At 58.5% G+C, this 19,421-nt stretch carries 17 protein-coding genes; 5 read left to right on the top strand and 12 right to left on the bottom strand.

Annotated elements, in window-relative coordinates; genetic code table 11:
- Positions 1–330: 330 nt before the first annotated feature.
- From ACIPF8_RS13815 to ACIPF8_RS13785, 7 genes are all read right to left on the bottom strand, one after another.
- A complete protein-coding gene (locus ACIPF8_RS13815; protein WP_400421888.1) occupies positions 331–1,341 on the bottom strand; it encodes an SIS domain-containing protein in 1,011 nt (336 codons plus the stop codon).
- The gene (gene nagA, locus ACIPF8_RS13810) at positions 1,334–2,449 is read right to left on the bottom strand and encodes an N-acetylglucosamine-6-phosphate deacetylase (RefSeq protein ID WP_400421795.1); all 1,116 of its coding nucleotides are present in this window, start codon (positions 2,447–2,449) and stop codon (positions 1,334–1,336) included. Before nagA ends, ACIPF8_RS13815 begins: the two co-directional genes overlap by 8 nt.
- Positions 2,446–3,375: a BadF/BadG/BcrA/BcrD ATPase family protein gene (locus ACIPF8_RS13805; RefSeq protein WP_400421793.1), complete on the bottom strand. Its 930-nt coding sequence runs from the start codon at positions 3,373–3,375 to the stop codon at positions 2,446–2,448. The genes nagA and ACIPF8_RS13805 overlap by 4 nt, the downstream gene beginning before the upstream one ends.
- A 59-nt stretch (positions 3,376–3,434) precedes the next feature.
- Positions 3,435–4,556, bottom strand: a complete 1,122-nt coding sequence (locus ACIPF8_RS13800; protein WP_400421791.1) for an ABC transporter ATP-binding protein — start codon at positions 4,554–4,556, stop codon at positions 3,435–3,437.
- Positions 4,557–4,572: 16 nt separating this feature from the next.
- A complete protein-coding gene (locus tag ACIPF8_RS13795) occupies positions 4,573–5,460 on the bottom strand; it encodes a carbohydrate ABC transporter permease (protein ID WP_400421789.1) in 888 nt (295 codons plus the stop codon).
- A gap of 12 nt (positions 5,461–5,472) precedes the next feature.
- On the bottom strand, positions 5,473–6,396 hold the full coding sequence (locus ACIPF8_RS13790; protein WP_400421788.1) for a carbohydrate ABC transporter permease: 924 nt from the start codon (positions 6,394–6,396) through the stop codon (positions 5,473–5,475).
- 520 nt (positions 6,397–6,916) lie between these two features.
- A complete protein-coding gene (locus ACIPF8_RS13785) occupies positions 6,917–8,176 on the bottom strand; it encodes an ABC transporter substrate-binding protein (protein WP_400421786.1) in 1,260 nt (419 codons plus the stop codon).
- A 502-nt stretch (positions 8,177–8,678) separates the two neighbouring features.
- Here ACIPF8_RS13785 and ACIPF8_RS13780 point away from each other — a divergent pair.
- Genes ACIPF8_RS13780 through ACIPF8_RS13770 form a run of 3 tightly spaced genes read left to right on the top strand, consistent with a single transcriptional unit; the run spans position 8,679 to position 12,167 of the window.
- Entirely contained in the window at positions 8,679–9,962 is a 1,284-nt protein-coding gene (locus tag ACIPF8_RS13780) for an ABC transporter substrate-binding protein (protein ID WP_400421785.1), read from the top strand.
- Positions 9,963–9,964: 2 nt separating this feature from the next.
- On the top strand, positions 9,965–10,675 hold the full coding sequence (locus ACIPF8_RS13775; protein WP_400421783.1) for a response regulator: 711 nt from the start codon (positions 9,965–9,967) through the stop codon (positions 10,673–10,675).
- A gap of 4 nt (positions 10,676–10,679) precedes the next feature.
- Complete coding sequence (locus ACIPF8_RS13770) at positions 10,680–12,167, top strand: ATP-binding protein (RefSeq protein WP_400421781.1); 1,488 nt, start codon at positions 10,680–10,682, stop codon at positions 12,165–12,167.
- Between the two features lie 39 nt (positions 12,168–12,206).
- On the opposite strand, the gene ACIPF8_RS13765 is transcribed toward ACIPF8_RS13770, so the two are convergent.
- Together ACIPF8_RS13765 and ACIPF8_RS13760 are read right to left on the bottom strand one after the other, a co-directional pair.
- Complete coding sequence (locus tag ACIPF8_RS13765) at positions 12,207–13,103, bottom strand: LysR substrate-binding domain-containing protein (protein ID WP_400421779.1); 897 nt, start codon at positions 13,101–13,103, stop codon at positions 12,207–12,209.
- Positions 13,104–13,517: 414 nt separating this feature from the next.
- Positions 13,518–13,943 carry a DUF4019 domain-containing protein gene (locus ACIPF8_RS13760; protein ID WP_400421777.1) on the bottom strand — a complete coding sequence of 142 codons (426 nt, stop codon included), beginning with the start codon at positions 13,941–13,943 and terminating at the stop codon, positions 13,518–13,520.
- A 237-nt stretch (positions 13,944–14,180) separates the two neighbouring features.
- Between ACIPF8_RS13760 and ACIPF8_RS13755 the strand changes: the two genes are divergently transcribed.
- Positions 14,181–15,503: an Nramp family divalent metal transporter gene (locus tag ACIPF8_RS13755; protein ID WP_400421775.1), complete on the top strand. Its 1,323-nt coding sequence runs from the start codon at positions 14,181–14,183 to the stop codon at positions 15,501–15,503.
- A gap of 9 nt (positions 15,504–15,512) precedes the next feature.
- Here the strand turns inward: ACIPF8_RS13755 and ACIPF8_RS13750 are convergent, their stop codons facing one another.
- Positions 15,513–16,700: an acyl-CoA dehydrogenase gene (locus ACIPF8_RS13750; protein ID WP_400421773.1), complete on the bottom strand. Its 1,188-nt coding sequence runs from the start codon at positions 16,698–16,700 to the stop codon at positions 15,513–15,515.
- Between the two features lie 257 nt (positions 16,701–16,957).
- Between ACIPF8_RS13750 and ACIPF8_RS13745 the strand changes: the two genes are divergently transcribed.
- The gene (locus tag ACIPF8_RS13745; RefSeq protein ID WP_400421771.1) at positions 16,958–17,419 is read left to right on the top strand and encodes a hypothetical protein; all 462 of its coding nucleotides are present in this window, start codon (positions 16,958–16,960) and stop codon (positions 17,417–17,419) included.
- Between the two features lie 75 nt (positions 17,420–17,494).
- Here ACIPF8_RS13745 and ACIPF8_RS13740 read toward each other — a convergent pair whose 3' ends face one another.
- Entirely contained in the window at positions 17,495–18,610 is a 1,116-nt protein-coding gene (locus ACIPF8_RS13740; protein ID WP_400421769.1) for an alkene reductase, read from the bottom strand.
- A gap of 169 nt (positions 18,611–18,779) precedes the next feature.
- Complete coding sequence (locus ACIPF8_RS13735) at positions 18,780–19,382, bottom strand: TetR family transcriptional regulator C-terminal domain-containing protein (RefSeq protein WP_400421767.1); 603 nt, start codon at positions 19,380–19,382, stop codon at positions 18,780–18,782.
- Positions 19,383–19,421: the final 39 nt, after the last annotated feature.

Raw genomic sequence — 19,421 nt, 5'->3', positions numbered from 1 at the left:
GGCGATCGCACAGCCGTTGCCCGCCGTTGGCGGGTCCCCAAATGAGCCGTGCGCCAGTCGGATGGGACACAAACTCGCTGCGCTCAAACATGTGTCCCATAATTCCCGACTGTCGCGCGTCCCATTTGGCAACGTCAGCATGCGAAAAGTCAAAAGCAACGGCAACGTCAAAAGCCAATTCAAAACCAACAGCAACGTCAAAATCAGCCCCGAGAAGTTAAATGGGGTCAGAGTTTTTTTTCGCAGCCTTTTGCGAAAATTACTCTGACCCCTTTTAACGGACCACGGAGTGCATACCTGGGCGCACCACAAAAACAGCTTCAACAAGCACTACTGCGTTTTCGTCACTTTACTCAAATGCCGCGGCTGGTCCGGGTCCATGCCGCGTGCCACTGCCAGTTGCGCCGCCATTACGTAGAACGCCTGGATTGCGACGATCGGGTCGAGGTCTGGGGTCGCCGCGACCGGCAGCGTCAGGTCGCGTGCGGAGATGTCGTCCGGCGCTGCCAGCAAGACCTTGGCGCCGCGTCCGCGCATTTCTTCTGCCAGTTTGAGCAGGCTGGCCTGGGTTGGGCCGCGGGTGGCGAAAATCAGCAAGGGGTAGCCGTCGTCGATTAGCGCCATCGGGCCGTGCTTGATTTCGGCGCCGCTGAAGGCTTCGGCCTGGATCGCTGAGGTTTCCTTGAACTTCAAGGCCGATTCCAACGCCAGCGGCAGGCTGATGCCGCGTCCGACCACCATGATGCGCGAGGACGGCGCCAGCACATCGATGGCTGGCGCCCAATCGAGTTGGGTTGCAGCGGTCAGCGCTTGCGGCAGCGCATCGATAGCCGCCAGAAATTCGGCGTCGTCCTGCCAATGCGCAGTCAGTCTTGCTGCTGCCACCAGACTGGTAATGAAACTCTTGGTGGCGGCGACACTAAGTTCGGCGCCGGCATGCAATGGAAGCGTCCATTCAGCTGTGGAAGCCAGCGGCGAGGCGGCATCGTTGACCAGCGCCACGGTGGTGGCGCCGCTGTCACGGAAATAACGGATCGGCTCAATCACGTCCGGGCTTTGTCCCGATTGCGAAATCGCGATAGCGAGGGCGTCGCGCGCGATCAGCGGCGCTTTGTTCAGGGTTACCAGCGACAACGGCAGCGATGCCACCACGCGGCCGAGGCGGGCCATGATCAGGTAGGCGCAGTAATTGGCGGCATGGTCGGAACTGCCGCGCGCCACAGTCAGGATGGTCGATGGCGGCGCTGCGCGCAGGCGCTGGCCGAGTTCCGCGTAGCGGTCGCGATCCTGGCTGAGCTGCAAGGCGACATGTTCTGCCGCCGAGCGGGCTTCTTTAAGCATCAACGAGGTCAATTCTTTCTCCTTCTACATATACAGCTTTGAGCTTGAGCTGGCGGTCCAGCACAAGAATGTCGGCGAAGCAGCCTTCCTTGAGGCGGCCACGTTCTTGAATTCCCAGGTAATCGGCAGGGTAGGTGGAAACCCGCAGCGATGCCTCGGCGACGTCGAGTCCGAGCGACACCAGGTTGCGCAACGCCTGATCCATGGTCAGCGTGCTGCCGGCCAGCGTGCCGTTGGCCAGGCGTACGCCGCCCAGGCACTTGTGCACCACCTGGCGACCCAGCATGTATTCGCCGTCAGGCATGCCGGACGCCGCGGTCGAATCGGTCACGCAGTACAGGCGCGGAATCGCCCGCAGCGCAGCCTTGATGGCGCCAGGATGAACGTGCAGCAAGTCCGGAATCAGTTCCGCATACTCGGCATGCGCCAGCGCTGCGCCGGCCATGCCAGGCTGGCGATGGTGGAAGGAGCTCATCGCATTGAACAGATGGGTGAAGCCGGCGGCGCCGTTCTTCAAGGCATTGACGCCGTCCTCGTAAGTACCAAGGGTGTGGCCGATCTGCACCCGCATGCCGATCTTGGAAAGCGTCTTCACCAGTTCCATATGGCCGTTGATTTCCGGCGCGATGGTGATCAGTTTCAAGGGCGCGAAACTGCGCAGCCAGTCAACTTGTTCGAGCGAAGCCGCAATCGCGAAATCCGGCTGTGCACCGAGTTTTCCCGGGTTGATGTAAGGGCCTTCCAGATGTGCGCCCAGCACCCGCGCGGAACCGGAGCGACGGGCGCGGCAGGCACGGCCGATGGCGCCCAGCGCCGCTTCCAGTTCTGCCGGCGGCGCGGTCATGGTGGTGGCCAACATGCTGGTGGTGCCGTGCTGCGCGTGCAGGCGCGAGACCACATGCACTGCCTCGCCGGCTTCCATGATGTCTTTGCCGCCGCCGCCATGCACATGCAGGTCGATGAAGCCAGGCAGGATATAGTCGCCGTCGGCCGGCGCCTGTTCCAGCGCATGACCGCGGATGTCAGTGATCATGTCGTTAAAGGTGATGGCGCCGTCGACCCAGCCTTCGGTAGTCAAGACGTTGCCATGAATTTTTGTGCTGCTCATACCGCCTCCTGTCCCTGTGCTTGCTGTGCTGCGAGTTGCCGGCGCAGCAGTATTAGTGCGCCGGTGGCGGCGTCGGCACGCGGTGCAATCGCGCGTGTTTTCAACGGCTCCGGCAGATACGCCTTGAGCGGAATGGCCAGGCCGCCGCATAGCGCGATCGGCAGTAGCCCAGACGGATCCAGCGCATGCGCAATCTGATCGATTTCTACCCCAGCCTTGCGCAGGATGGTCGCCGCCGCCGGATCCTGTTCGCCATGGGCCACCACCAATGGCGCCAGTTGCGCGATGACGCTCTGGTTGGCGTCGTTGACCCAGGCGATTACCCGTTCCCGGTTTTGTTCGACGCTGAATGCATCGCTGCCGCCGCAAAACCTGACGATGGCGCTGGCCAGCGGCCCAGGAGAGATTCGACCGTCGAGTGCCCGTTCCACATGATTGGCAGCGCGCAAACCGATCCAGCCGCCGCTGGCTTCGTCACCGGTCTGGAAGCCCCAGCCGCCAACTTCGCGGCGGCTGCCGTCCGCCAGCAGCACTTCGCCGACGCTGCCGGTGCCGATGGCCACTACTGCGCCGGGCTGTCCCAGATGCGCGCCGAGCAAGGTGGTGAAGGCGTCGGTGCCGATCGCGATGTCGCCAAAGCCCGGATTTTGCGCCGAAAACTGGTCCGCCCATTGCTTGTTATTGACCCCGGACAAGCCAAAACCAACGGCGACTTCCTGGTAGGCCGGGCAGGCGACGCCAGCCGACTGGAATGCGCTCTCCAGCGCTGCGATGATGGCGCTCCATGCCTTGCCAGTGCCGTGCATCAAAGCCGACGGGCCGCTGCTGCCGACCGCGACCAGGCTGCCGTCTGCGCGCTCGACGCGCAGCTGGGTTTTGGTGCCGCCGCCATCGACGCCGACCAGGTATTGGTACTCTGCTTTCAATTGAACTCCGTTGCTTTTTTCTAAGAAACGCGTAGTTTATCTGGTCGCGCGTCCGGTTCCTATTGCTTGGACGAAATCATGTTGCCCGGTTTCAGCCGTGGCAGCGCCTGGCCGTTGCTGTCGAATACATGGAAGGCGTGGCTCGGCGCCGACAAGGTAATGCTGTCGCCGATATGCACGGTGTTGTTGCCATCGCCGCGCACCACCAGGTCCTGGCCATTTTGCAGCGTCACGTAGATGAAATTGGCTTCACCCAGGTGCTCGACGATGCTGACCTTGCCGCTGAATATCTCGCCGCTATGCGCGTTTTCCAGGATATGTTCCGGCCGCAGGCCGACTGTCACGGCATCGCCGATCTTGGTGGCGCCGGCGCTAACGTTGGCGCTGATTTCCTGGCCGCTGTCGAGCTTGATCCGCAACGCTTCATTGTCGACAGCGCTCACGGTGCCGGTAAACAAATTCATTTTTGGCGAGCCGATGAAGGTCGCCACGAACAGGTTCTGCGGCTGCTGGTAGAGCTCCAGCGGCGAACCGGCCTGCTGGATGTAGCCGTCGTTCATCACCACGATCTTGTCGCCCAGCGTCATCGCTTCGACCTGGTCATGGGTAACGTAGACGATGGTCGCTTCCAGCTGTTTGTGCAGCTTGGCGATTTCGAGCCGGGTCTGGACCCGCAGCGCGGCGTCCAGGTTGGACAACGGTTCGTCGAACAGGAACAGCTTCGGCTTGCGCACGATGGCGCGGCCGATTGCGACGCGCTGGCGTTGTCCACCGGATAACTCACGCGGTAGACGGTCGAGCAGGTGATCGATCTTCAGGATGCCGGCGGCATGGCGGATGCGCTGGTCGATGGCAGCCTTGTCGGCGCCGGCGATCTTCAGGCCGAACGCCATGTTCTTGTAGACTGTCATGTGCGGATACAGCGCGTAGCTCTGGAACACCATTGCAATCCCGCGCTCAGCAGGAGGCAGGTGATTGACGACCTGACCGCCGATCGACAGTTCGCCACTGGTGATCGATTCCAGCCCGCACAGCATGCGCAGCAAGGTCGATTTACCGCAGCCGGAAGGGCCGACCAGCACCACGAATTCGCCGTCCTTGATTTCCAGGTTGAGATCGGCCAGCACTTTCTGCTTGCCGTCATACGATTTGGTGAGTTGTTTAACGCTTACGTTTGCCATGGAATGTCTCTTATTTTTACTTTACAGCGCCCGAAGTCAGGCCGCGAATCAATTGACGGGAGAAGATCACGTACATGATCAGGATCGGGATGACGGCCAGCGACAGTGATGCCAGTACCGAATTCCAATCGGTCACATACTGGCCGATAAATTGTTGCACGCCCAACGTGACGGTCTTGGTTTCATCCGACGGCGCCAGGATCAGCGGGAACCACAAGTCGTTCCAGGCCGGGATCATCGTGAACACGGCTACCGTGGCAATCGCCGGACGGATCAGCGGCAGGATAATCTGGAAGAAAATCTTGAATTCGCCGACGCCATCACAGCGCGCGGCATCCTTCAGTTCCTTTGGGATCTGGCGGATGAATTCGGACAGAATCATGACCGCCAGCGGCAGCCCCTGCGCGGTGTAGACCAAGATCAGCGCGGTGCGTGTGTTGATCAGGTTGAGACTGACTACCAGTTGCAGTATCGATACGGTGCCGAGCCGGATCGGGATCATGATGCCGAGCGCCAGGTATAGCGCCATCAGGCGGTTGCCAGGGAATTTGTATTCCGACAGCGCCCAGCCGGCCATCGCGCCGAACAGCACGATCAGGACCAGGGAACCGAGCGTGACCACCAGGCTGTTGCCGAAGTACAGCATGAAGTTGGTGTTGTGCAGCACCTTTTCAAAGCCGATCAGCGAGAAGCTTTCCGGAGTAGGGAAGGCCAACGGATTATCGAAGATCGCTTCGCGTGATTTGATCGAGTTGATCAGGATCAAGGCAATTGGAAACAGCGCGATCACGGCATAGGCGCACAACACGATGTGCACCCAGATGCGGCCCAGGTTGGCGCGCAAGCGGCCGCGGCCGGCGACGGTGGCGGATTGCTCCGCCGGGAGCGAGGAAATGGAATTCATGGTCGGTCCTCGTTACAGTTCGTAGCGTGTCAGCTTGCGCTGCACGAAGTAAAAATAGCTGGCGACGCCGAGCAGGATCACCAGGAACATTAGCGTGGCGACCGCCGCGCCCATGGTCGGGCTGCCGATCTGCGCCTGGTAGCCGAAGAAGGTGCGATAGAAGAAGGTGCCCAGGATGTCCGTCGTGTAGTTCGGTCCGGCCAATGCTCCCTTGACTGAATAGATCAGGTCGAAGGCATTGAAGTTGGCGACGAAGGTCAGGATGGTCACCAGGCCCAGTGTCGGCAGGATCAGCGGCAGCTTGATCTGCCAGAAAATGCGGAACGAGCTGGCGCCTTCGGCGTAGGCCGCTTCCAACACTTCTTCCGGCACGGCCAGCAAGGCAGCGTAGATCAACATCATCGGGATGCCGACATACTGCCACACCGAAACCAGGCCCAGGGTCAGCAGCGCCGTCGATTCCTGGCCCAGCCATGGCGCAAAATAATCGCCCAGGCCGACATGGTTCATCAAGCCTTCTCCAACGCCCCACAGTGGCGACAGGATCAGTTGCCAGATGAAGCCGATGATCACCACCGACAGCAGCGTCGGCAAGAAGATCAGCGTGCGGTAAGTGCGAGCGCCACGCAGGCCCTTGAGGCTGAACAGGGTAGCCAGCAGCAGGCCGATCGGATTCTGCAGCAGCATGTGGATCGCGAAGAATTTCACGTTGTTCAGCATGGCGTTCCAGAACGCCTTCGACCAATCCGAATCGAACAGGATGGTGTGGTAGTTATCCAGCCCGACGAAGCTGTGGACGCCGGCGTCGTTGCTGGTATAGAAGCCGAGACGCAGGGTGTCCAGCAGCGGCAGCGCGCTGAACAGCGAATAGATGATGACCGCTGGCGCCAGAAACACGACGATGTGCCAGGGGAATGTCTTTTTTTGAAGATTCATTCGGGTTTTCTGTCAATGCAATAAGTTAGGGCCTGTTGACAACTAATTTGGGAGTGCGAACGCGCGGCAGGCGTTGCGTGCCTAGGCGCAGCGACGCGACGTAGCGGTGCTACGGCAAGGAGCTGCAACAACGGCATGCGACGCCTGCAGCCGTTCCCGGAGGGTTCAAGCCAAACCGTGCGCTGGCCGCGTTGCATGGCTTGTTGGGGCACCAGCCCCAACTGCGCCACGCGCCTTGCCACCACACGGTTTGGTTTGAACGCATCTCCCAAATTAGTTGTCAACAGGCCCTAGTTCGCCAACGGGCGGAATGTCCGCTGCGGGGAGATCGCAGAAAACACGCCGGCCCCGCTGAGCGGAACAGGGGAAACGAACGTGAGGGCGGCCTGATGCTTGATATCGGTGCCGGTCTTCACGGGCTAGCTCTGGGGCAAGCCTTGGACGCTGTGTGGCTTGTCGACAAGAGGCGGGGTTAATCTTAACCCCATCCCTTGCCGACTAACAGCGTTACGTCAAGAGATTATTGTTGCGGTTTATACCACTTGGCGAAACCAGCCTGGATCTGTGCAGCAGCTTCCTTCGGCGCCAGTTTGCCGTTGAGGACCTGAGCATTCACGTTCCACAGCTGATTTTCCATGCTTGGCTCGCCACGGTTCAGGATTTGCGCGTTCAGGCGGATTGTCGACGAGCACGATTTGCGCCAGTCGATCATCTGTTTGGCGACTGGATCCTTGACCGAAATCAGGTGGTCCGACAACGAGAAGAAGCCTGTAACCCGGTTGGTATAGATGTCGGCGAATTCTTGCGAACCGAGCCATGCCAGGAACTTGTAAGCATCTTCCTTGTTCTTGGACTTCTTGTTGACGCCCATGCCGATATCGTTGTGATCGGAGATGTAGCACTTATCGCCAGCCTTAGGCACTGGCGGTGGGAAGGCGCCCATCGAGATCTTGGAGTTGTCGTTGAAGTAGGCGATATCCCATGAGCCGGCAGGGTAGATGGCGGCTTTACCCAGGGCGAACTGGTTCTGGCTGTCGCCGTAGGTTTGCGAGCTGGCGCCCTTGTTCAGGTATTTGCCGAGCCGGGCTTCGTATTCAAAGGCGCCGACGAAGTTTGGATCGGTGAATTTTTCCTTGCCGGCGATCAGCGCCTTGCGGCCTTCTTCGCCCTTCCAATAGTTAGGACCCAGGCCGGTAAAGATGATCTGGCTGGATTCCCACTGATCGTTGGTGCCCAGCGCCAGCGGCGCGTATTTGCCATTGCTCTTGATGGTGTCGAGTACCTTGAAGAATTCAGCTTCGGTCTTCGGCGGCTGGATATTCAATTCCTTGAAAATCTTCTGGTTGTACAGGAAGCCGTGGATCACGGAGGCGATTGGCATACAGAATGTGTCTTTGCCGTCATCGGTCTGCCATGCAGTCTTGCTGGAGGCCGGGAAGTGTTCCATGCCTGGCTTGCCATCCAGCTTTTCCAGGTTGCCCTTCTTGTACAGTGCGAGCGAGACGTCGAACGGACGGCAAGCGATCAGGTCGCCGGCAGTGCCGCCGGCCAGACGCGCGGTCAGGCTGGAGTCATATTCGGTAGGAGCGGTAGGGGCAAACTTGACTTCGATGCCAGGATTCTTCTTCTGGAAGGCCGGGATCAGCACGGTTTCCCACAAGGTCTTGTCATCAACGCGCCAGCTTTCGATAGTCAGGGTGCCAGCTTGGGCGGTGCCGATGGTCGCCAGAGCGATCAGGACGGCATTGCGGATATTACGGATTCGGTTGACCGTTTGCATCAAAGTCTCCTCTTGGATTTTTATGGATTGGATGTGTGCAGCTTGCTGTAGACCCTTGATGCCTATCAAACCGCCGCGAACAGACATTAGCACCATAAAAATTGTGTTGCCATCTTACTTGTAGCTAAGCTACATAAATTTCATAAGCTATTGATTTTATTGAGTAAGTGAATTTTTTTTGATTTTTGTCGATTACAAATATTTACGTTGGTGCTTGTAGCATTTCTGTTATTCCATAGAGCAACACGGGTGTTCCATAAGGGATATCTTAATTATGATGCTTAAGATAACTTTACGTAACTTTACGTTTCTTTACAAAACAAGAAGTCTGCTAACGTTGCGGCACGGACTTAAGCTATAGTCAGCACCGATGTGGGAGAGAGACGGTTGTTTATTATAAAAAATATCAACAAGGCGATCGATGATTGATAGGCGACACGCGATAAATGGGGAGTGCAAGAAAGCCTCGTCCAGGAAATGGAATCTAAGAAGAGGAATTGCATTGTCGGCATGTGCAGCGGCAGTTTTCCTCGCGCTGGGTGGTGCCGCAAGCGCAGCGCAGGCGGCCGTTGCTGCGCCGAGCGCGTCGCCGGCGTCATTGCAGGTGGTGCATTGGTGGACTTCGGATGGCGAGCGCAAGGCGGTCAATGTGCTGGTAACCAGGCTCTCCGACGAAAATATCCAATGGCGCGATGCCGCGATTCCAGGCGGCGCCGGGCTGGGCGCCAGCAAGGTGCTCAAGAGCATGGTCCTGGCCGGCAAGGCGCCGGAGGCGACGCAACTGAACGGTGTGGTGTTCGGCGAGTGGGCCGATCTTGGCCTGTTGCTGGAACTGGACGATGTGGCGACGCCGGGCAATTGGCAAAAATTGCTGTTTCCGACGGTCTGGTCGCTGGTGCATAACCGTGGCCACGTAGTGGCGGTGCCGCTCGGGATTCACCGCATCAATAATCTGTTCTACAACAAGAAGATCTTCGACCGGCTCGGCTTGACCCCGCCCAAAACCTGGGCCGACTTTACTCGCGTGGCGGAAAAGCTCAAGCAAGCCGGCATTACGCCGCTGGCCCAGAGCAGCGAAGCGTGGCAAGTGGCGACACTGTTCGAAACGCTGGTGCTGGCTGAGAGCGGCCCCGCTTATTATCGGTCCTTGTTTGTCGACCTGAATCCGGCAGCATTCGGCGATGCCAGGCTGCTGCACGCACTCAAGCGCCTGCGCGATCTCAAGGAATGGATGCCTACCCCGCTCAGGGAACAAGCGTGGCCCGAGATGACGCGCCAATTGGCCGATGGCTCTGCCGCCATGTATGTCATGGGCGATTGGGCCAAAGGCGAATTGCTGGCCTGGGGATTGACCACCGATCAGGATTTTGCGTGCGCAACAGTGCCCGGCACCGGTGATTATCATTTGTACAGCGTCGATACGCTAGCCATGTTCGCCGGCGATTATTCGCATCAGCCGGCGCAGGAAAAGCTGGCGCAGATCATCATGTCGCAACCGGTGCAAACCGATTACAATCGGCTCAAAGGCGCGATCTCGGTGTGGCGCAATCCAGACCTGTCGAAAATGGATAGCTGTGCGCGTTCTTCGTGGACGACCTTCAGCAAAGGCGCAGCATTCCAGGCGCCGAGCCTGGTGCACCGGATGGCCGCCGACGAAACCGCCAAGGACGCCATCGTGGCCGAAGTGCACCGCTATTTCATCGACGGCAGGATGTCGGAGGTTGAAGCACAGCGGCGGTTGGCTAACATTGCCAGGACCATGACGAAAACTGATAGCAGACCATAACAATGCGCAAGATATTAATTGTCGATGACGACCAGAAAACCCGGACGTTGTTGAAAGCCTATCTGGAAAAGAACCAGTACGAAGTGCGCCTGGCGCATAACGGCGAGGCATTCCTGGCCGAGTTCCAGCGTTATTCGGAAGAGCTGTCGCTGGTGATCCTGGATGTGATGCTGCCGGATACCGATGGCTTTGCATTGTGTAAAACCGTCAGGCGCAAGTCGAATGTGCCGATCATCATGCTCACTGCCAGTTCTGATGAAACGGACCGCGTGGTCGGCCTCGAACTGGGCGCCGACGATTACATCGCCAAGCCTTACAGCCCGCGCGAACTGCTGGCGCGCATCAAGGCGATTCATCGCCGCAGCGGCATCGACAGCGCGGTGGCGCCGCGCTATTACCGTTTCGTTGGCTTCACGCTGGATACGGTGGAGCGCACGCTGGCCGATCCGGAAGGACAAGTAGTGGCGTTGACCGGCCTCGATTATCAATTGCTGAAATATTTTGTCGAGCATCCAGGCGACGTGCTCGATCGCGGTGTGCTGTGCGAAGAAACCCGTGGCCGCGATGCCGGCCCGCTCGATCGTTCGCTGGATGTGCAGATCAGCAAATTACGCTTGCGCCTGAACGACGGCGGCAAGGATCCGCACCTGATCAAGACGGTGCGTGGCGCCGGCTATGTGTTCTCTGCCGATGTGGCGGCGTCGCACGCCTGAGTCGATGACGAAAGCTAACTGGTCGACCGGTTATAACCGGCTGCTGTCATGGCTGCTGCCGCATACGCTGCTGGGCCGGCTGTCGGTGGTCATGGTGTTCGGCGTGCTGGTGACGCAACTGGCGGGTGGCTTGATCTGGTCGGCGCAGTTGCGCAGCAAGGCGGAAATCGAAACGCGCACCGCATCTCAGCATCTGGCGCATAGCGCTGCCAGCGCGATTCGATTTTTCATGAGCTTGCCGCCCAATTATCGGCCGATCCTGATCCAGCAATTGCGCGAGATGGGCGGCACGCGCTTCTTCGTCAATGCCAACAACGGACCGGTCACCATCCACAAGATCGCTGACGACGCGCTGGCCAACATGGCGTTGACCACCATCGGCAGCACCTTGAAGGCCGATTTGCCGTTCCTGCCTGGTTTCCGCGTGGCGTTTTCCTGGCCTGACGATCTGCAAGTCTCGACCGACGGCCTCAAAGTAGCCGATCTGCCGGACAGCTGGGTCCAGCACACATTGCTGATCAAGCCGAACCCGGCGCCGGTGCTGGTGATCCAGACCGAGCTCGAACCCGGCAACTGGCTGTACCTGGCAGCGCTGATGCCGAATCCTTATTTCCTCGATAGCGATAATCCCCTGTCGCCCGAGCGCCTGCTGCTGCAAGGTGTATCGCTGGCTACGGTGCTGTTGCTGTCGATCCTGGTGGTACGCTGGACCACGCGGCCGCTAGCGGCCTTGTCGGATGCCGCCGATGCGTTCGGCAAAGGCGAGACCGCGCCGGAACTGCCGGAAACCGGCAGCCGTGAATTCATTAAGACCGCACGTGCGTTCCGCGCCATGCGCGAACGGATCAAGCGCTATCTCGACGATCGCGAGCGCCTGTTCGTCTCGATCTCACATGATTTGCGTACGCCGATCACGCGCCTGAAATTGCGCACTGAACTGCTTGACGATGAAGCATTGCGCAGCGATTTCCATGAAGATCTGGATGAGCTGGACATGATGGTCAAGGGCGCGCTGCAATCGGTCAAGGATAGCGACATCCATGAAAATCGCACCGAAGTGCGTCTTGATGCACTGATCCTGCGCATGATCCGCGATGCCCGCATGGCTGGGCATGAAGTGGCCTTTGCCGAATCAGGCATCACGGTGATGGCCAAGCCGCTGGCGCTCAAGCGCGCGATCGGCAACTTGTTCGACAATGCCTTGCACTACGGTCAAAAGGTGGAAATTGCGGTGGACACGCTGGCCGATGATGGCGGCAGCAATGTCCGCATCCAGATCCGCGACCACGGCCCCGGCGTGCCGGAAGATGCGTTGCACAGCCTGTTCGATCCTTACACGCGGCTGGAGCATGGACGCGACCAGAACGCTGCGGGCATGGGCTTAGGGTTGGGTATCGCCCGCAATATCGTGCAGGCGCATGGTGGTGAGCTGGAGTTGCATAATCATCCGGATGGCGGCCTGGTGGCCACCATCATCTTGCCCGCCAAATAAGGCCGGCAAATCATCGCTAAATCATCGCTAAATCACCGCTTAGAAGCCGTAATTCTTCGCCACATACAGGGCCGCTTCGCGCAGGTCATGTCCGAGTTCCGAACGAATGCCGCCGCTCGGATAGGCGAGCACGTATTCGTAGTTGATGTCGGCCTTGAATGGCCGGGTGACGACGCCATGCGGGCGCCAGACCTTGGCGGCAAACGGTTCGACGATGGCGACGCCAAAGCCGTTGGCGACCATCGCGTAGCGCGTGTGCGAAGTGTGGGTCTGGATCGTGTAATGCGGACGGATCGAGGCGGCGTGCAGGGTCGACAGTTCCTGGTCGTAGGATTGCGCGCTGTTGGGCATCCAGCCGATCACATTTTCGCCATCCAGGTCTGCCGGCGTGACGACATCTTTTTTTGCCAGCGGATGGGTGGCTGGCATGGCGCACAGCACGTTCGCTTTCATGATCGCTTCGACTTCGATGCCGGCAAATGGCGGAAACGCCAGGCTCAGCGCCATGTCGACCTTGAGATCCTGCAATCCGACCAGGATTTCCGGCACGCTGCAGCTGTCGATTTTGACCGAGACATCGGGATGCTGTTTGAAGAAGCGCTGCAGGATTTCCGGCAGCAGGGTGGTCGACAATACAGGCAGGCAGGCAATCGTCAGACCCTCCGGCGCTTCATGGCGGATGGTGCCGGCCACTTGCATCAGCCGTTCCAGTCCCAGAAAATTTTCTTCGACCGCTTTATAGAAGCGCACACCCGCGTTGGTTGGCTCGAGCCGGCCCTTGGCGCGATTGAACAGGCGAAAACCGAGGTCAGTCTCTAAATCGGCAATCAAACGGCTGATGGCCGGCTGCGTGATGTGCATGCGACGCGCAGCAGACACGCTGGTGCCGGAAATCATCAGTGAACGGAAGGCTTCTATTTGTCTGAAACGGATCATGGCTTTTGTCAATGCAAAGGTGTGGCGTCGCCCCGGTAATATTTACAGCTATAACAATCAGCTATGGAGCATACGAATTTGTGAGTGGACATGATATTCCAATCTTGAAATACTGTGTGCACTGATGACGCGATGAATGCGGCTGTCAGCAATGTATTTTCAAGATTTTATCAATTGAACTGCGGTTCAATGATGGTTCCGGCAAGTATTTTCGATACTTGTTCGTTGAGCGAAAGATTTCTGGTTATTGTCCAGATTTGCCCACAAGGCGCCCTGCATGTAGAGATTTCGAAGCCCTCACAAGGTGGCTTTCGGATCCGGGGGTGAAGTAGTTGCAGCCTGCACGCGGCAAGTTTTCACTGACTCCTGTAGTTTTCTCCCGATTTTTCTTTTGCCGTTGTGGCCGCCCAAGCCCTAGCGAATGAAGTAGCCCGACACCTTCCAGCTACCGTCTTTTTCGCGCATCGGCGTCACGGTTTCGACCGCCGCTTTCTTGTTTTCAAATTGCGTCTCATACTGGATCACGACATATTCGCCATCCGGTGCGCCGGGCAGCGAGGTCGCATATTCCGTGCTCTTGAGTTCGCGGTTCTTGACGCTGCCAAGTGGCGTCCGCAGCGAGCGGATTCCGGTTTCCCAGGTGTTCTTGGGAATCCCGGTCTTGAAGAAGGTGCCGGCGCGCTCCCAGCTTTCACCATATTTGCCGGCGTCGGTTAACGCAATCCAGGCGGTGGCTGCGCTTTGGGCCTGGTTGATCAGTTCGGTTTGCTGGTCTGCGGCGAAGGAGGGTGTGTTGAACGTCAGCAGTGCAGCAGCGCTGAGCGCAAGTATGGTTTTCATTTTCGTTTCTCCCTAGATCAAAAACTTCCGTGGATCACGCTGAATCTGCTTGCCGCGATGCGATGCCTTGACAGCCGGAATGCGACCGGCCGACGCTGTCATATTGAAAATACGATCAAATCATAGGGGTTGACGCGCGGATTTGCAATGCAGATGCGCCGAAACCGCCAAATGAGGTTGGCGCGCACGCTGTTTCCGTGACGATATAGAATTACGGCAACTCATCAGGACACAGATATGTATCATTTGCCGACCACCGCAACAGCACCGTTTTGTCCCTCCGAGGTTGCCGGCACCATCGCTGTTCCCACCGGTGGCCCGCTCTGGAAAAAGATACTCAGGTTTGTCGGCCCCGGATTGCTGATCTCGGTCGGTTATATGGACCCCGGCAATTGGGCAACCTCGATCCAGGCCGGTTCGCAATTCGGTTACCAGCTCCTGTTTGTCGTGCTGCTGTCGAGCCTGGCGGCGATCGTGCTGCAATGCTTGAGCATGCGGCTGGGAATCGCCACCAATAAAGACCTGGCGGTGCATTCGCGCGAGAATTACAGTCCGGCGGTCAGCAAAGGCATGTGGTTCTTCGCCGAGATTTCCATCATTGCCTGCGACCTGGCAGAAGTGCTGGGATGTGCGCTGGCATTCAAGCTGCTGCTCGGCGTCTCGCTGCCGGTCGGGGTTATCCTGACGGCCTTCGATACCGTACTGGTGCTGGGTTTGAAAGGCAAGGGCTTCCGCCAGATCGAAGCGATCATCCTTGGCCTGGTGCTGACCATCGCTGTCTGCCTGTTCGCTGAACTGGCATTCCTCAAGCCCGATTGGCACGCGGTGGCCGCCGGTTTGCTGCCGTCATTGAGCACGCTGTCGAATCGCGAGCCGCTTTACCTGGCGATCGGCATCCTCGGCGCCACTGTGATGCCGCACAATCTCTATCTGCATTCGTCGATCGTGCAGACGCGCGTGGTCGCCGACAATGAACCCAGCCGGCGTCAGGCAATACAGCTGTCGCGGCTCGATACCATCGTCTCCTTGTTGCTGGCACTGATCATCAACGGCGCGATCCTGGTACTGGCAGCCAGCGCTTTTCATGCCACCGGCAATACCACGGTGGTCGATCTCGACGAGGCCTATCACTTGCTCGATCCGATTGCCGGCACTGCCGTGGCTGGCTTCCTGTTCGGCCTGGGTTTGCTGGCGGCAGGCCAGAGTTCGACCTTTACCGGCACGATAGCCGGCCAGGTCATCATGGAAGGTTTTCTCAAGCTGAAGATTCCGTGCTGGCAGCGGCGTCTGCTGACGCGCGGATTGGCGCTGGTGCCCGCATTGATCGGCGTGCTGACCTGGGGTGAGCATTCGGTCGGACGCCTGCTGGTGCTCAGCCAGGTAGTGTTGAGCCTGCAATTGCCATTTGCCATGTATCCGCTGATCCGCCTGACCAGCCGCCGCGACGTGATGGGCGTGTTTGCCAATTCGCGCCTAACGGCGAGTGTGTCATGGCTGCTGTTCGTGCTGATCTCGGCGGCGAATATCTGGCTGGTGCTGCAGGTGTTTGGCGTCGGTTAGCGGCGGATTTCAGTTGGCGAATGCCGCGATTCCTGTTTGCGCGCGACCCAGGATCAGCGCATGCACATCGTGCGTGCCTTCATAGGTATTCACCACTTCCAGGTTGACCAGATGACGGATCACGCCGAACTCGTCGGAAATGCCGTTGCCGCCCAACATGTCACGCGCCACGCGGGCAATATCGAGCGCCTTGCCGCAGGAATTGCGTTTCATGATTGACGTGATTTCCACCGATGCGCTGCCTTCGTCTTTCATGCGGCCAAGCCGCAGACAGCCTTGCAACGCCATCGTGATTTCGGTCTGCATGTTGACCAGTTTTACCTGCACCAGTTGGTTGGCCGCCAGCGGCCGACCGAATTGCAGGCGATCCATCGTGTAGCTGCGTGCAGCATGCCAGCAGAATTCCGCGGCGCCAAGCGCGCCCCAGGCAATCCCGTAACGCGCTGCGTTGAGGCAGGTGAACGGCCCTTTCAGGCCACGTACATCGGGGAATGCATTTTCTTCGGGGCAGAACACCTGGTCCATCACGATTTCGCCGGTGATCGAGGTGCGCAAGCCGACCTTGCCGTGGATGACCGGCGTCGACAGGCCTTGCCAGCCTTTTTCCAGCACGAAGCCACGGATCGCGCCCTCATCATCCTTGGCCCAGACCACGAACACATCGGCGATCGGGCTGTTGGTGATCCACATCTTGCTGCCGCTGATGCGATAACCGCCGTCCACTTTGCGGGCGCGCGTGACCATGCTGCCGGGATCGGACCCGTGATCCGGCTCGGTCAGGCCGAAGCAGCCGATCATTGCGCCGCTGGCTAGTTGCGGCAGGTATTTTTGTTTGGTGGCGAGATTGCCGAATTCAAAAATCGGTAGCATCACCAGTGAGCTTTGTACGCTCATCATCGAGCGGTAGCCGGAATCGACGCGTTCAATTTCGCGGGCGATCAAGCCGTAGCTGACGTAGTTGAGGCCGGCGCCGCCGTACTCTTCCGGCAGGGTGGCGCCGAGCAATCCGAGTCCGCCCATTTCGCGGAAAATTTCTGCATCTGTTTGTTCATTGCGAAATGCTAGCGTGACCCTTGGCGCCAGGCCGTCGCGGGCATAGGCGGCGGCGCTGTCGCGCACCATGCGTTCTTCGGCGCTGAGTTGCTGTTCGAGCAAAAGCGGGTCATCCCAATGGAAGCTGGCGTGTGGTGACGGCATGTGGTTTCTCCAAAATATTTTGCGGCAATCCGGAAGGCGAACGGAATCCGCCTTTTTGCAGCCAGATGCTGGTTTTGTATGATGGCATATCCACGCCGGTATCGGTAGAACTAGGCATCGCCGAACACGCAGTTAAACGGGGTCAGCAGTTAAATGGGGTCAGAGTCGATTTAAATGAGTTAAATGGGGTCGGAGTTTTTTTTCGGCAGGGTTTTGCCGAAAATTACTCTGACCCCTTTTAACGGGCCACGGAGTACGTGCGGCGGTGCATCAGTCTTGTTCGTCCGAAGTTACTTCAAACGGTTACTACTCCGTGGATGCTAGCCGGGGGCGGCCCGGCAGCCGCTCACTTTCTTTGCTTCGCCAAAGAAAGTAAGCAAAGAAAGGCGATCGCACAGCCGCTGCCCGCCTGCGGCGGGTTCCCAAATGAGCCGCGCGCCAGTCGGATGGGACACAAACTCGCTGCGCTCAAACATGTGTCCCATTATTTCCGACTGTCACCCGTCCCATTTGGCAACGTCAGCATGCGAAAAGTCAAAAACAACGGCGACGTCAAAAGCCAATTCAAAAGCAAAGTCAAAACCAACAACAACATCAAAATCAACAACAACATCAAAACCAACAACAACGTCAAAACCAACAACAACGTCAAAACCAACCCCGCGCAGTTAAATGGGGTCGGAGTTTTTTTTCGCGGTTCTTTGCGAAAATTACTCTGACCCCATTTAACGGACTACGGAGCGCAGGCCATGCAGTTTTGATGCGACGTAGCCGTTACCCGATACGGTTGCCGCTTAGGCTTCAGTCAACGCCGGATAGTCCGTATAGCCATGTTCGCCAACACCGCCATACAACGGCGCATCCTTGAACGGTACGTTCAGCGGCAGGTTGTGTTGCAGGCGGTAGACCAGGTCTGGGTTGGTGATGAAGGCGCGGCCGAAGGCGACCAGGTCGCCGTGTCCGCTGGCGATGGCTTGGCGTGCCATCATGCGGTCGTAGCCGTTGTTGACCAGCCAGGCGCCGTCGAAGCGCTGGTGCAGTGCTTCGTAATCGAACGGGGCGTTGTCGCGTGGGCCGCCGGTGTGGCCTTCTACTACGTGCAGATAGGCCAGGCCGAACTGGTTCAGTTGTTCCACCACGTAGTTGAACAGTGGTTGCGGATTGCTTTCACTGGAATCGTTGACTGGCGATACCGGCGACAAGCGCACGCCGACCCGGCCGCCGCCGATTTCGGCAGTGGTGGCAGCGACGACTTCCAACAGCAGGCGGCTGCGGTTTTCGATGCTGCCGCCGTAGATGTCGGTGCGATGGTTGGAGCCGTCGCGCAGGAAGCTGTCGAGCAGGTAGCCGTGGGCGCCGTGGATTTCAATGCCGTCGAAACCGGCATCCATCGCACGTCGTGCGGTCTGGCGGAAATCGTCGACTACGCCGGGGATATCTTCCAGCGCCAGTTCGCGCGGTACCGAGGTATCGACAAAGCCTTCGCCGACGACATAAGTCTGGGCATTGGCGCGGATTGCCGATGGCGCTACAGGGGCCAAATTGCCCGGCTGGAACGAGACATGCGACATGCGGCCGGTGTGCCAGATCTGCACCACAATGCGGCCGCCCTTGGCGTGCACGGCGTCAGTGATTTTTTTCCAGGCGGCGACTTGCTCCGGTGTATGCAGGCCGGGCGTGTTGGCATAGCCTTGGGCTTGCGCCGAGACTTGGGTGGCTTCGGTGATGATCATGCCGGCCGTGGCGCGCTGCTCGTAATACTTCAGGTTCAGTTCGTTCGGCACATTGCCTTCGCCGGCGCGATTGCGGGTCAGTGGCGCCATGACGATGCGGTTGGACAATTCGATGTCGCCGATGCGCGCAGGTTGAAACAGGCTGTCTTCGGTACGGGGTTGTTGCGTGTTGCTCATGTCATTTCCTTCTTGAATAAATCGCTGTGAGGCGAGTGGTGGCTTGATGTGTTGCTGACAAAATAAACTTCAAGATGTACTCAGGTGACCGGTCGTCTTGAATTTGGTTTGAAAAAATCCTTCAGTTTTCTCTGCGCTGCCGGCACACGGCAGCGCAGGCGCGTTGCTGCTAATGCTGTGGCAGAAAAAAGTGGTCAAACATCAGGTTGACGCAAGCCCGCACCGGCGCCGTCGAGCGCTCGATCTTCATGCGCAGCAGGGCGCCTTCCCAGGCATTCCAGAAAAAATCCGCCAGTTGCTCGGCGCTGAGGTCGGTGCGCACCGTGCCATCAGCCTGCGCCTTGCGCAGATAACTGACAAAGCGCTTGCGCCAACTGGTCACGACTTCCTGCAACGTGACGCGGCACAACTCGCTCGATTCCGACATCTCCGCGGCGAAATTGCCGAGCAGGCAGCCAGCCTTGACTTCACATTGCTCGTGATAGCTGATCATGCGCTCGTAGGTATAGCGCAGCGCAGCCAGTGGCTCCTCCGGCCCTTCTGCAAAATATTGCGACCAGGTGTTGCCGAAGCAGGTGGCGTAATACGCGATGACTTCGGCGCCGAAGTCTTCCTTGCTCTTGAAGTAGTTGTAGAACGAACCCTTGGGCACGCCTGCGGCATCGACGATTTCCTTGATGCCGGTGCCGTTGTAGCCTTGCTCGGCAAACAGCTTGAGGCCGGTTTGCAGCAGCGTGGCGCGGGTGTCGTTAAGCGTGTGAACTTTATCCATGGCGTCATTATATGACCAGTCGTCTCAAGATGCTTGGCG

The organism is Collimonas sp. NPDC087041, from assembly GCF_044745265.1.
Taxonomy (GTDB): Bacteria; Pseudomonadota; Gammaproteobacteria; order Burkholderiales; family Burkholderiaceae_D; genus Collimonas.
This window is presented reverse-complemented; position numbering and strand designations above follow the sequence as displayed.